The 12,532-nt window shown below is 34.4% G+C and carries 13 protein-coding genes and 1 other annotated feature; of the genes, 6 read left to right on the top strand and 7 right to left on the bottom strand.

Annotation, left to right across the window (positions count from 1 at the left end; translation table 11 throughout):
- Positions 1-169: 169 nt before the first annotated feature.
- The gene (locus ACIPKN_RS05065) at positions 170-463 is read right to left on the bottom strand and encodes a hypothetical protein (protein WP_400934031.1); all 294 of its coding nucleotides are present in this window, start codon (positions 461-463) and stop codon (positions 170-172) included.
- A 304-nt stretch (positions 464-767) separates the two neighbouring features.
- On the opposite strand from ACIPKN_RS05065, the gene ACIPKN_RS05060 reads away from it, so the two are divergent.
- Complete coding sequence (locus ACIPKN_RS05060) at positions 768-1,619, top strand: leucine-rich repeat domain-containing protein (RefSeq protein ID WP_400934029.1); 852 nt, start codon at positions 768-770, stop codon at positions 1,617-1,619.
- A gap of 188 nt (positions 1,620-1,807) precedes the next feature.
- Here ACIPKN_RS05060 and ACIPKN_RS05055 read toward each other — a convergent pair whose 3' ends face one another.
- The gene (locus ACIPKN_RS05055) at positions 1,808-2,401 is read right to left on the bottom strand and encodes a hypothetical protein (protein ID WP_400934028.1); all 594 of its coding nucleotides are present in this window, start codon (positions 2,399-2,401) and stop codon (positions 1,808-1,810) included.
- A 167-nt stretch (positions 2,402-2,568) separates the two neighbouring features.
- Positions 2,569-2,803, top strand: a binding site (T-box leader).
- A 58-nt stretch (positions 2,804-2,861) separates the two neighbouring features.
- Between ACIPKN_RS05055 and ACIPKN_RS05050 the strand changes: the two genes are divergently transcribed.
- On the top strand, positions 2,862-3,428 hold the full coding sequence (locus tag ACIPKN_RS05050) for a GNAT family N-acetyltransferase (RefSeq protein ID WP_400934026.1): 567 nt from the start codon (positions 2,862-2,864) through the stop codon (positions 3,426-3,428).
- Positions 3,429-3,612: 184 nt separating this feature from the next.
- On the opposite strand, the gene ACIPKN_RS05045 is transcribed toward ACIPKN_RS05050, so the two are convergent.
- Positions 3,613-4,946 (bottom strand): IS3 family transposase gene (locus ACIPKN_RS05045; RefSeq protein ID WP_400934025.1). Its coding sequence is split into 2 segments (ribosomal slippage): positions 3,613-4,562 and positions 4,562-4,946, totalling 1,335 coding nucleotides; the frame shifts between segments, so codons are not numbered across the junction.
- 163 nt (positions 4,947-5,109) lie between these two features.
- Positions 5,110-5,586 carry a GNAT family N-acetyltransferase gene (locus ACIPKN_RS05040; protein ID WP_400934023.1) on the bottom strand — a complete coding sequence of 159 codons (477 nt, stop codon included), beginning with the start codon at positions 5,584-5,586 and terminating at the stop codon, positions 5,110-5,112.
- A 143-nt stretch (positions 5,587-5,729) separates the two neighbouring features.
- On the opposite strand from ACIPKN_RS05040, the gene ACIPKN_RS05035 reads away from it, so the two are divergent.
- The 4 genes from ACIPKN_RS05035 (at position 5,730) to ACIPKN_RS05020 (ending at position 9,061) form a co-directional block, all read left to right on the top strand.
- Positions 5,730-6,164: a MarR family winged helix-turn-helix transcriptional regulator gene (locus ACIPKN_RS05035; RefSeq protein WP_400934020.1), complete on the top strand. Its 435-nt coding sequence runs from the start codon at positions 5,730-5,732 to the stop codon at positions 6,162-6,164.
- 294 nt (positions 6,165-6,458) lie between these two features.
- Entirely contained in the window at positions 6,459-7,034 is a 576-nt protein-coding gene (locus tag ACIPKN_RS05030) for a hypothetical protein (RefSeq protein WP_400934019.1), read from the top strand.
- Positions 7,035-7,142: 108 nt separating this feature from the next.
- The gene (locus ACIPKN_RS05025; RefSeq protein ID WP_400934017.1) at positions 7,143-7,673 is read left to right on the top strand and encodes a GNAT family N-acetyltransferase; all 531 of its coding nucleotides are present in this window, start codon (positions 7,143-7,145) and stop codon (positions 7,671-7,673) included.
- Positions 7,674-8,584: 911 nt separating this feature from the next.
- Positions 8,585-9,061: an NUDIX hydrolase gene (locus ACIPKN_RS05020; protein WP_400934014.1), complete on the top strand. Its 477-nt coding sequence runs from the start codon at positions 8,585-8,587 to the stop codon at positions 9,059-9,061.
- Positions 9,062-9,097: 36 nt separating this feature from the next.
- On the opposite strand, the gene ACIPKN_RS05015 is transcribed toward ACIPKN_RS05020, so the two are convergent.
- From ACIPKN_RS05015 to ACIPKN_RS05005, 3 genes are all read right to left on the bottom strand, one after another.
- On the bottom strand, positions 9,098-9,289 hold the full coding sequence (locus ACIPKN_RS05015) for a helix-turn-helix domain-containing protein (RefSeq protein WP_400934012.1): 192 nt from the start codon (positions 9,287-9,289) through the stop codon (positions 9,098-9,100).
- A gap of 23 nt (positions 9,290-9,312) precedes the next feature.
- Positions 9,313-10,695 (bottom strand): alpha/beta hydrolase family protein, encoded by a 1,383-nt coding sequence (locus tag ACIPKN_RS05010; protein WP_400934009.1) that lies wholly within the window; start codon positions 10,693-10,695, stop codon positions 9,313-9,315.
- A gap of 147 nt (positions 10,696-10,842) precedes the next feature.
- The gene (locus ACIPKN_RS05005; RefSeq protein WP_400934007.1) at positions 10,843-12,072 is read right to left on the bottom strand and encodes an aminopeptidase; all 1,230 of its coding nucleotides are present in this window, start codon (positions 12,070-12,072) and stop codon (positions 10,843-10,845) included.
- Positions 12,073-12,532: the final 460 nt, after the last annotated feature.

The raw sequence follows: 12,532 nt of genomic DNA, 5'->3' as shown, positions 1-12,532 counted from the left end.
CTGTACGAGGAAAATCGAAGGTTGAAAACGAGATGGGCCTCGCATTAATGGCCGTGAATTTAAGAAAATTCACAGCCATTAGCTAAAAGCTATCTGGAGACAACATAAAAGATAGAGAAATCCGACTTTGAATGAATTCAAAGTCGGATTTCTCATGAATTGAAGCTAGTTATGTCCCAGCCTCTTTATTTGAAATATAAAATATCATTAATCGAAAATCGTTTGTTAAACCAAGTTGTTGAGCTGGAGTTAATTTCTCCTTTCCCTTTGTTTTCATTCCTAAATAAAAAGTTATAGTAGGTGCGAAGAATTGTAACAGCCATTTGAACATACTTCGGATTAAAGTTTGCATATATAATTCTTTCCACCATCCCTTGCGGTTACTAGTGGTCTTTCTAGGATGGATAATCCGAATCATTTGCATAAAATTACTTGTCGGTCTATTACTGACTTTTAATAACATATTAGCGACATACTCATCAGAAAGAGAGTTAATATCGGTTGTGCTATCAACCGATAAATATCCTTTGTCCGATAGCGGCAGGGGATGTTCAATCGGGTTCTTTGCCCACATATTGTGTATAAAGGTTGTCCTTGCAATTCATTTTGTTGAACTAAAGGGAGCTTTATTTGAAGAATATTGAGCTGTTTAGACAGCTCTTATTTTTTACTCAACTAACGGAGCAGGTTAGTTTAGCAAAGATCTAAAAATTGTATAAAGACCATTGAATTATGTTAAGATTGTATTTTTAAAAGGAGGCAGACAAATGAAACTAAACTTTCCCCATATGAAATTAGACTCTTTACCTAATTTAGATGTACCCATAAAAGAAATAACAAATTTAAACCTTTTTGATAATAAGTTAACAACGATTCCTTCAGAAATTTATAAAATGAACAGATTAAAAGTTTTGAATATATCAGTTAATAAGATTAGTAAAATGCCTGCTGAGATAGAGAATTTAACAGAACTTAGAATGCTGGATGCAGGGCATAATGAAATTGATGTTCTTCCTCCTGAAATTGGCTCCCTTAATAATATGGAGGATTATTTATATCTTCATAATAATAAATTACAATCCATTCCACCTGAAATCTCTAAGCTGGTCAAAGTGAAATATTTAAATCTAAGTGATAATCAATTAATAAAATTACCTGAAGAACTTGGACATTTGACCAATATTATAGAACTCCGTGTAATGAATAATCAATTAAAAGAGTTGCCGTACAGTATTAGTGGATTAAGTAACTTAAAGGAATTGCATTTAAAAAATAATCAAATCACAACTCTTCCAGTAAATTTAGGGGAATTGTCATTATTACGTGTTTTAGATATGGAAGACAATCAATTAAAAGATATTCCTCAATCGCTACATAAATGTTTAAGGTTGAGACGATTAAATTTGAGACATAATCAATTAACCACATTGCCTGAAGAGATTGGACAATTGAAGAATTTATTAGAAATTGATCTAAGAAGTAATCTTCTAACGGACTTACCAAAATCATTGCTGGAAATTGAGGGGTTAGAGCGTCTTGATCTTAGATGGAACCATCAATTAAACATACCAAAGTGGATAAGTGAATTGGAGGAAAAAGGGTGTATTGTTTATTTGTAATTGTGATTAAATGCACTTAAACTCCCATGAAAGAACTTAATCATCTTTCATTTTCTGTGGTGAAGTGCTGCTTTTTGCACTTCATGGATGGCTAACGGGGTGCTTTACTTGAAGATCATTGGGTTGCAGATGCAGCTCTTTTTTTCTTTATTAAAGGCTGTTTTCGTATAGATTGTTGCTTCTGCGAACTAGAAAAATGTGGAGATATGTGAAAGAAGCAGTAAGTAAATGAAAGAAAGCCAACTAAAAAGTCGAAATACAGATATAAAAGAAGCAACGGCATAAAATATCCAAGCAATACCGACAATCATCAACCATTTATAGGTCTCTCTCGAATCACCCGATTCTTTTTTCATCTCTTTGTAAAATTTTATCGTCATAAACATACCACCCATCAATAACACGGCGCAACCGATAGACGGAACGATCTCCAATCCTAAGCTCATACCCATTTCGATGGCAACTACCGCTATAAAGTATATAAAAGCTACAAACAAATAAAGAGCTTTTTCCTTTCTCTCTAATTTTCTACTTTTCTTTTTCTCCACTTTATACCAATTCTTCAAATCTTCTTGCGACACATACTGCGCAACAATGGCTTCTACTTGTTTAGCACATTTCTTTTGAACTTTGACCATATAAAAACCTTCGTATTCTTCAGACGACCGTTTTAAAATATCTTTGATTCCTATTTTAAACGGAATGTTACTTTTCTCTAGTTGTTCGATAATTGCCAGAATAGCATCTTCTGAATGTCCAACTAATATTTTTTTTTTAAACAAACACAGCTAATCCAAAATATACCACTATCTTTTGAATATCTGATTCTTTCATTTAGCAACAATCTTTGAGAAAACAGCCTTCTTAAACTAACGAAGCAGGATAGTTGAACAAGTGAATTATTGACAATAATAGCAATTTTAGATAAAGTATTAAAAAATTCTAAATATATCAAGCGTTGATGAGAAGTAATTAAGAGTTGATTATTTACAGAGAACTTCTATTTGCTAAAAAGGAGTAATAGTGATCTTAATGAAAAAAGCCTCTGAGCATCTTACCAATCTAATGATTAGGGATCGTGAGACGGGTACTTCCGATATAAAGATAGGTTATGTAAGAGGTTGATATGGTGACATATCAACAAACTGAGGTGGTACCACGAAGTTACAACTCTCGTCCTCAAGATGAATGTCTTGGGAGGGAGTTTTTTTAGTACTCAAAAATTTAAAGGGGGAAAATGAAATGTATAATCCTTTACTATTAGATATTCCAACACAATTAACAACAGAAAGATTAATTCTTCGCGCTCCAAATCATTCTGGAGACGGAAATATTGTTAACCAAGCAATTAGAGATTCCTTTACTGAATTAAAAGCGTGGATGCCTTTTGCTCAAGAAATTCCTAGTATTGAAGAAACAGAGATTAATCTAAGAAATGCTCATATTAACTTTTTAAAAAGAGAATGCTTTCGTTTTCTTATCTTTCATATAGATACTGATGAATTTATTGGAGCAGCGAGCTTTCAAGGGATTGATTGGAATATTCCAAAATGTGAAATTGGATACTGGATTAATTCCACTTTTAGTGGCAATGGATATATGACAGAAGCTATAAAAGAGTTAATTAATTTCGGATTAAATCAAATCATATTTAGAAGAATTGAAATTAGGTGTGAATCAACAAATTATAAGAGTCGTTCCATCCCAGAAAAACTCGGATTTAAGTTAGAAGGAACACTAAGGAATGAGGATTTATCAGCAGATGGATGTCGATTAACAGACACTTGCATTTATTCAATAATAAAATAACTTTGTGAATAAGTTCACTTAAACTAATGGGTTTACTTGAAGATCATTGAGTTGCGTATGCAGCTCTTTTTTCTTTATTGAATTAACGGGGCAGTGTAGTTTAAGTACAACCTTTCATAAAGTTACAAAAAAGCCGAACTCCACATTAAAGTGTACCCTTTGTAAAGGACATTTTGAAAAAAAGCTAGGCAACCTTTTGAAGCTGCTGTCTGTATTTTGCAGGCGGCAGCTTTTTCAAGTTCCATTGCTCTCGATAATGGTTGTAATATATCATATAACTTTTCACTTCTCGTTTTACTTCTTCTAATGTTTCGCACGCTTTCAGATTGGTTTCATCTTTAAAATGGCCGAAGAAGGATTCTTGAGGGGCGTTATCCCAACAGTTTCCTCGGCGTGACATAGATTGCCCTAGTCCCATATCCTTCACAAGTTTCTGGAATTTTGGATTCGTATAATGGAATCCTTGATCTGAATGAATAAATGCATCGTTCGTTAAATGGTGGTGATTTCGCTTCAATTTACGAAGAGTATTGAGCGCGATATCCATACTTAATGAAGCAGATACTTCATATGCTAAAATTTCGTTTGTCTCAGCGTCCTTAATCGTTGATAAATAAGCACGTTTGCCGTTTCCGTACGTCAAATACGTGATATCTGTTAATAATACTTTTCCTGCTATACCTTGTTTAAAGTTACGCTGTAATTCATTTGGACATGTACGATGTTCTTTTGTCGCTTTGGCCATTCTACGTGCCGGATTAGCTTTTCGAATTGGACATACAATCTCGAATTTCTTCATAATGCGGCGTATACGTTTTAAGTTATACGTAATCCCATATTGATTTTCTAACGTCATTTTAATTTGACGTGCACCTTTCTTACGTCCTCGGAAATGATACGCTTTTAAAATAATTTCTTTGACTGCTTCATCCGCTAACTCATGTGCTGCACGCTTTTGTGTTGATTTTTCTGCGAAATAATTATAGTAACCTGAACGAGATACGCCCATGATTTCACATAGATAGCTAACTAACCGTTTTAGTTTATATTTTTGAATCGTTTTACGGATTAAATTAAATTTTAGTTCTGTTGCGATTGTTATTTCTTCTTTAACATCTGCCTTTCGAGTAGATCGAGCTTTTTTAAAAGTTCATTCTCCGCTTGTAATAATCGATTTTTCGCTTCTAATCGTGTAATTTTTTCTTCTAAACTTAATTCTCGTTCTATTGGACGACCTGAATTCGTTTTCCGTGTATCTTGTAGACCCGCTACTCCAGTTGTACGATAAGCTGCACGCCACCGCTTTCCCGCTGAACTAATGCGCTTCAAACCAATCAGTTCAACATCTAAACCGGCCTCTTCAAAAATCATTCTTGGGAGTTTTCCTTTTTCATTTTCTGCAATAAAATGGCGTTTAAATTCCTCAGTATAAGTAATCGCTTTATCACTAATAGCTTGGACATTAGGATTACAGTTAAGTTGTTCTTGCTCTTTTTTAGTAAATAATCTTTTCGTCATTTATTCCGCTCCGACATCTTTTTTCTAATTATAAACAAAAGTACCCTATAGGATAGACTTTTTTCAAAGTGTCTATCTTATAGGGTACAGTTTACATTTGGAAATCGGCTTTTTTTCTATATATTAGCTTTTAGTTATAATCGAATTAATGGACTTCTTATAGCTAATTCAAATCTTTTAAATACCAGGCATCCATAGCAGAGTGTTCAGAACCTGGTAGGGGTTCTTGTAAAAGTGTAAATCCAAATTTTTCATATAAAATACATGCAGTTTTTAATTCATGCATTGTTTCTAAATAGCACTTTTCATAATGTTTAGAGGCAAATGACAAAGCTGTTTCCATTAATTTCTTGGAAAGCCCTAAACCTTGTGCTTTTGGACTTAAGTATAGCTTTTGTAATTCGCAAACTTTATCCTGTTCGCTGAACGGTGCTATACCAATTCCACCTACAACTTCCCCATCTAATTCTACTACCCAATAGTTCGCATGTTTTAAATTATTATAATATTGGTAAAGGTCGTTAAGTTGAGGATCAAAATAAGCTGATCCAGGAACCGCTAATCCAAGTGTTTTTAATGAATCTTGTATAATTTCTTTTACTTTTGCATTGTCTTCTTTTTTAATTTCTCGAATAATCATATACGATCTCCTTCAATTAGGTCTTAATAAGGATTGCCACAGGTTTTTGAAAATAGTATCCCTAAAACATTGACTTTGTCCACATTTTAGGGATATATTTATATTAATATTAAATGTGGACTAAGTCAACTAAAGGAGAAAGTATGGATAAAGAAATTATTTATGATATCAGACAATTCAATCGTTTTTATACCAAGGTACTTGGTTTATTTAATAACCAAATTCTAGATACAGATTATTCATTAACCGAAGCACGAATACTATTTGAAATAAGCGAGAGAACTGAGTGTATTGCAAATAATCTCGTGCAAGAACTTAATATTGATAGAAGCTATTTGAGCAGAATTTTACGTAAATTTGAGAGGGAAGGATTAATAGAGAAAAAAAGCTCACCAATAGACAGTAGAAAAAATCTCCTATTTTTGACGAGAAAAGGGGAAGAACTACTAGATAAAATTAACAATCAGTCAGATGAACAAGTAAATCAATTGTTTAATGGACTAACTATTAGTGAGATCAATGAAATTCGTAATTCAATGATGCTAATAAAAGAAAAATTAGATAATAATAAACTTTGAAGATTATCTTGAAATCGAGTCTTCTGTTAAAGGGCGCGATTGTTGAAGAAGCGTCGCTGTTCTTATTAAACTCCCATGAAAGAACTTAATCACCTTTCATTTTCTGTGGTGAAGAGATTATTTTCGCGCTTCATGGAGGGCTAACGGGGTGCTTTTCTTGAAGCTCATTGAGTTGCATAGGCAGCTCTTTTTTTCTTATTGTACTAATGGGGCAGGTTAACGCAAAAAGGTTTAAACTATTATGTTAAAGAAATATATATTATTGGCTTTGATATATTGTGGAGGTGGTCTAATTTGAAATTTTCATATGTAAATATTAAAAGTGGTAATGCAACCTGTGTTTTAGAGATTAACGAGCAAAAATTTGAGTTTTATCCTACTTTTCATTCAGATGCTCTCGGAGACTTTGTTTCATATTTAGCATCTATACATCCATTATGCAAATTAAGTTGGAAAGAGGGTGCTTTTCATAAAATCAATGGAGGCATTGAGTGGCAAACTGGTCCTTATTTATTGCGTTGGGAATTTAAGCGAGATTTTGAAGACCTAGAAATTATCATTACAGAAGTTCAAAATCCTTTTGTAGATAGAAAAATGAATCCTAATTTGCCTAAAACGATATTAAAGACGAAATGCAACTTTGATGAATTTGTACTATGTGTAGTAAAAGAATTGGACCGAATTATTAAACAAAGGGGAATTTTAGGATACCGTCAAGAATGGCAAACTTCCACATTTCCAGTCGATGGATTTCTTGCTTTGAAATATGCTTGTCTTTATAAAAAACCTTTTGAAATTACAAAGAAGGACAGTGGCACATCACTTGATGAGGAACTTAATTTGTTGAATAAAAATATTGATGAAATGTAGAGTTAGAAAAGTTTGTGAAGAATTGTTCTTAAACAAACGGGGGCAAGAGTTTTAGATCAAGCACCGAAGTCAAAGGTGCTTTTCTTATTGAGCTAACTGGCAGGATTGTTGAAGAAAGAATTGACTATTTATAATAGTGATTTATTGAAGAATAAGGAAGTGGGAATAACAATGAAATACATAATAAGATTAGCGAATGAAAACGACTTATCAGGTTTATGTGATATTAGAAATAATAAAGATTTATTCACGAATTATTTAAAGCAATTTGCAAAAAGGGAAGTATATTTGGCAATCGCTGAACAAGACTTACTTATATTGGGTTTTGGAGTTCTTAAATTAAAAGGCACTTTCCTTCCTAAATTAAGTGACCTATATGTAAAAGAGGATTATCGGGGTAATGGTATAGGTTCAGATTTGATTAAGTATAGAGAAAATATTGCAAAGAGTTTAGGTCATTCTGAGATATTTGTGAGTGTTGACCCAATAGAAAATCCCAGAATGATAAAGTTAATTAGCAAACATGGTTACGAACCTAGCTCCGACCCATATTTAAAAAATGCCATATTTTATAATGATGATGGTACGACCTATAATAAAGCCTACACAAGAATTGGTTTAAAGAAGTTGTTGAACTAACGAGGCAGTTTACTTGAAAAAGGAAAAAATTACATATATAAATTAAGGCAATACATAGTTATTGGTCACCTCGTATGAGAGAATTGCATAGAACTATATGGGAAATATGGTATAATTGTAACTCGCAAAAATTGACCTGATACTATAAGAAATCACTATATTTCAAGAAGGAGACAATAATATGAGGATACCAGCTACCTAAGAATGTTGCGATTCATAGAGATAGGTTCGATTTTATTCAGCAATATCGTGGCGGTGGGTTTATGCTTATAGCTGGCTCTACATATTGGCTGTTGGCATTTGTTATTAACTTATGTTCTTAATGAAACTATATTGATCAAATTCTACATAAGTGGAGGTTTATTGGTTCCTTTTTTAGGAATCCTATTTTATAAATTGATGACAATGAAAGCAAATCCAAGCCAGTTTTCATCATTGGTCGGATATGCTTCAGGGATCCAGTCCTTTGCATTATTAACGCCACACATTTACTAATTCTTTGTTGGGTTCATCTAGAGTATCTATATTTCATTATGGTGATGGCAGGTGTGTTCCTCACTATGGCGTTCATTTATCTCATCCCAAGCGAATATACACACTTTATTTGTTTGATATGGGGTTTGATTTCCCTAATATTTGAAGTAATCATTCACATTAATTCAAAAACACCTCTCAAAGGTTATGATTTTCAAATTATAGATGAAAAAGTATCGTCTAATTTTAATGTATAACATCAAATAAAAAGCATTAGGAAAATTGATACCCTATGATTTGATAGGTAAAGTATTCTATGGAATGAAATTGGAACGGTGACGTTTCTCCAACAAGTGAAGACGTTTTTTACGAACGGTGCAGGTTGGTTGAAGAAAGGTCAAATTTATTTTAAGGTTATTTTTGGGAGGAGATAAGCAATGAGGGCACCTTATCAAGTTTTGGTATTTCCTTATATAATCACTGACAATTCTATTGAATATGCAATTTTTAAGAGAAGTGATTATGGATATTGGCAGGGATTAGCTGGTGGTGGAGAAGAGGGTGAGACTCCTATTGAATCTGCTAAACGAGAAGCATTTGAAGAGGCTGGTATTACAAGAGATTATCCATATATTGAATTAGATTCTATGTCTTCACTACCAGTAGAAGATGTAGTTGGGAACTTCCTTTGGGGAGAAGACGTTTATGTATTAAAAGAATTTTCTTTTGGTGTTAAAGTTCCTACAAAAGATATATCTTTATCAAAAGAGCACCTCAACTACAAATGGCTATGTTTTGAAGAGGCAGTAACGCTTTTGAAATGGGATAGCAATAAAACCGCGTTATGGGAATTGAACAAAAGGTTATTAAATCGTATTAACACCAAGCAAAAGTTTGTGAAAGAAAATACTTAAGCTAACGGGTGGTTTAGTCAAGTGGAGCAAAGTCTTTTAAGACATTGCTCCTTTTACATTTAAAAGTACTTCTGATAATACCTTTTCATAGGTACCAATTTTTACTCCTTGGCCACCAGCTTCGATACTTGAAATCGTTTTTTGAGTAACTCCCGCTAGTTTTCCTAATTGTTTTTGAGTTGATTTTCGTTGAATTCGTTCTTTAAAAATTTGACGATTGTACTTCATTTAATTGCCAAGTTAGTTTCTAGTTATCGGTTTACTTTAAAATTCACTTCCGGGTATTTGGTCGTCAGCCCTTTAAGGGTGGAACCGTCGTCCTTCTGTTTTACATACTGATCAAAAAATGCCAGGCTGAATTCGTTGATAATGCGATGAACTTCCTTTGGATTTTCACCTGGGCTCCGCAATAGAGGGGAGAACAAATGAAAATCAGTGAAGCTTCCATGATCCGTATGGGGAATGACCATTGACATACCACCACCAGCTAACCCACGTTCATTGCGAACCTTGTCTTTATAGGAATCTTCATCAGAATCTTCATCTATTTCTGCACTCATGAGCAGAAATGGTTTTCCAATCCCACCTTCAGGTAAAACTTCCCCATGCAATGTGCCATCCATATCGATGGCGGCTTTGACACGAGAGTCTTCTGCAAGTATTTGTGCTGCGGTAGCCCCACCGTAAGAGTGCCCAAACATTCCAATACGCGAGGTATCAATCTTTCCTGTAAAGAAGCCGGTCTCATCGTTTTGATTAAGCTTCTCTAACTGGTCAAGTACAAAAGTGACATCGTCTTTCCATAATTTGATGTGGCGATCGCGTTCGTTAAAATCAGTTAAATTGTCGGTTTGTATGTAAGCAGTTCGACCATCTGGAAAAACGGTAGCTGCAGCATCAAATGGATGATCGATACCTAGAACAATATATCCTTGACTAGCCAACTCCTCAACTTCAAACGTGTTTTGATTACGAAAACCAGTATAACCATGAGAGAAAACTAAGATGGGATAGTGATTCTCTGAGTCTGATAGTTGTACATCCTTAAACGAATGCGATTTTACCAAGCCCAGGTGGCTGAATGCAAATGCTGGAATGGACAATGTTTTTTCCAATCCCTTGGAGAGCTCATTTATGTTACGAATATAAGGTTCTCGATCCCCCTTGCTTTTTTCAGCTGCAGGATACCAAATTTGCACCATCAGTTCGCGTCGATCGGATGGATTTTTCGAATATGGTTCATTTCTCTCATGATCAACCCAATGATATAGCTTCGTACCGACCTTATGTGGGCCAGTTGGTTCCTCAAATGAAAATACTGGCATAAGTAAGGGTAGCGCAACTGCTACAGACACATAGATGCACAACAACAAAGTCTTAACTATGAACATACCCCAGCTTCTAAAGCCCTTTTTCCGCCCAGCTAATAAATAGCATAAAAACAAGATAACTGGGGATACATAAGCCGGAATCATTTGCCATCTAAAACCTTCTGCTAATAGCTGAACTGTAACCATTACAACGGCAACCAAAGTAGCTAATTTAGACCACTTTTTCGTTTCCCTGCCTACTAACAGTATCCAACTCAATAGACTAAAATTTACAACTATCAATACAACTTCCCAGAAATTCATTGGCCTATCTCCTTTGAATGCAATTTTCTTCTAATTAAAGAGGTAGTTTTCAGTCTAAGCAAAAGCAGATGAAACACCCATATAGTTGCACCAATTATGCTTAGTAATCGTTTCATCTGCTCTACTCCCTTTTTTTAAATCAAAAACTTAAAATGCCCAGCTACCTTTACGGAAAATTGGCTCTACAGTTCCATCTAGTAAAATACCGTCAATGTCCATCTCACCGCTACCAATCATAAAGTCCTCATGTGTCACTGAAATATTGGCACCTAACGCTTCAAGCTGTCCGTTTTCTAAATCTCTTCCACCTTCTAAGCAAGTTGGATAAGCTTTACCAATCGCTAAATGGTTCGATGCATTTTCATCAAACAATGTATTAAAATATAAAATCCCCGATGCTGAAATTGGCGATTCATGTGGTACAAGTGCTACCTCACCTAAATAGCACGAGCCTTCATCCACATTCAGAAGCTCCTGTAAGAAATCATGTCCTACCTGTGCTTTAGCCTGAACAATTTTTCCTTCTTCGAATGTCAGTTTAAAGCCATCGATAATATTCCCTTGATAAACTAATGGTTTTGTATTGCTTACATAGCCATTTACACCTTGTTTCATCGGTAATGTATATACCTCTTCTGTCGGCATATTCGCCATAAAGATCGTATCATCTGACGTTTTACCACCTCCAGTAATCCATTTATGCTGTGGCGCTAATGCAATTGTTAAATCAGTACCTGGCGCTTTATAGTGAAGCTTCGCATATTTTTTATTGTTCAGTAGGGCCGCACGAGCTTCTAAATTTGTTACATGTTCACGCCAGTTTTCAACAACATTACCTTCACCGATATGAACAGTTTTAAAAATAGCCTCCCATAATGCAGGTACTTGTTCCTTAGCTGCTAAGTTTGGGACCACCTTCGATGCCCACTTTGGTGAGGGAACTGCTACCATCGACCAAGCTATTAAATCCTTCATTACTGCGTTGCGATTGTTTATCAGAGCAGCTCCTGATACCTTTTGATAGGTAGCTAGACGATCGGCTGAAATACCTGTAAATTTATCAGGGTCTCCAGCATTTATCATTAATAGTGCTCCTTTACGTTCAATCAGCTCATCATTCATTTTGACTATCCACTCTGGGAAACGATTAAATTCTTCATCTGAGGCATGCTCAAAGTAAGCACGATCCATCTCATCATCTGATAAGTTAACATGAACACGTCCTGCCCCAGCCTTATAAGCCTCTTTCACAACTAAACGGGCGAAATCCAATGCATCCACTGATGTATTGACTAATAAATATTGCCCTGGTTGAATATTGACACCGACTTTTACCAAAAGTTCTGCATATGCTTGTAATTTTTCTTCAAAAGTCATATTATTTACCTCGCTTCTGTTCATTATTGATAGATAAACATATCATTTGATATCAATATAAATCATTTTAAATAAATTATCAAGCCTTTGTTACTCATTTTTTCAAAAGTTTGGTAAAAACTGTGTATATCTAGGTTCTGTAGTAAATAAAAAAAATCCATTTTGACAAGAGATTAATCAAAATGGATTCTTTTCTTTTTGAATGAATATTCCTTTTTATAAAAAGTTTGGTCAATTAAATGAGTCTTGTTCAACTAACCGCACAAAGATACAAAAACCCCTTCGAATCAACGAAAGGGGTAAAAATTATAATTATGTACATACACTTGAAGCTCCAATTAAATTTATTCTTCATATAACCATTCGAATTGTACAAAGATCTCGAGTTGGTTTCCAATATCAACATTTACCTTAAACAGAGCCTACACATAAAAATGATGTGAAAATGAAAAAGCCAGCA

The sequence above is a fragment of the Lysinibacillus sp. NPDC086135 genome (assembly GCF_044746345.1).
In the GTDB taxonomy this organism is placed as follows: Bacteria; Bacillota; Bacilli; order Bacillales_A; family Planococcaceae; genus Lysinibacillus.
This window is presented reverse-complemented; position numbering and strand designations above follow the sequence as displayed.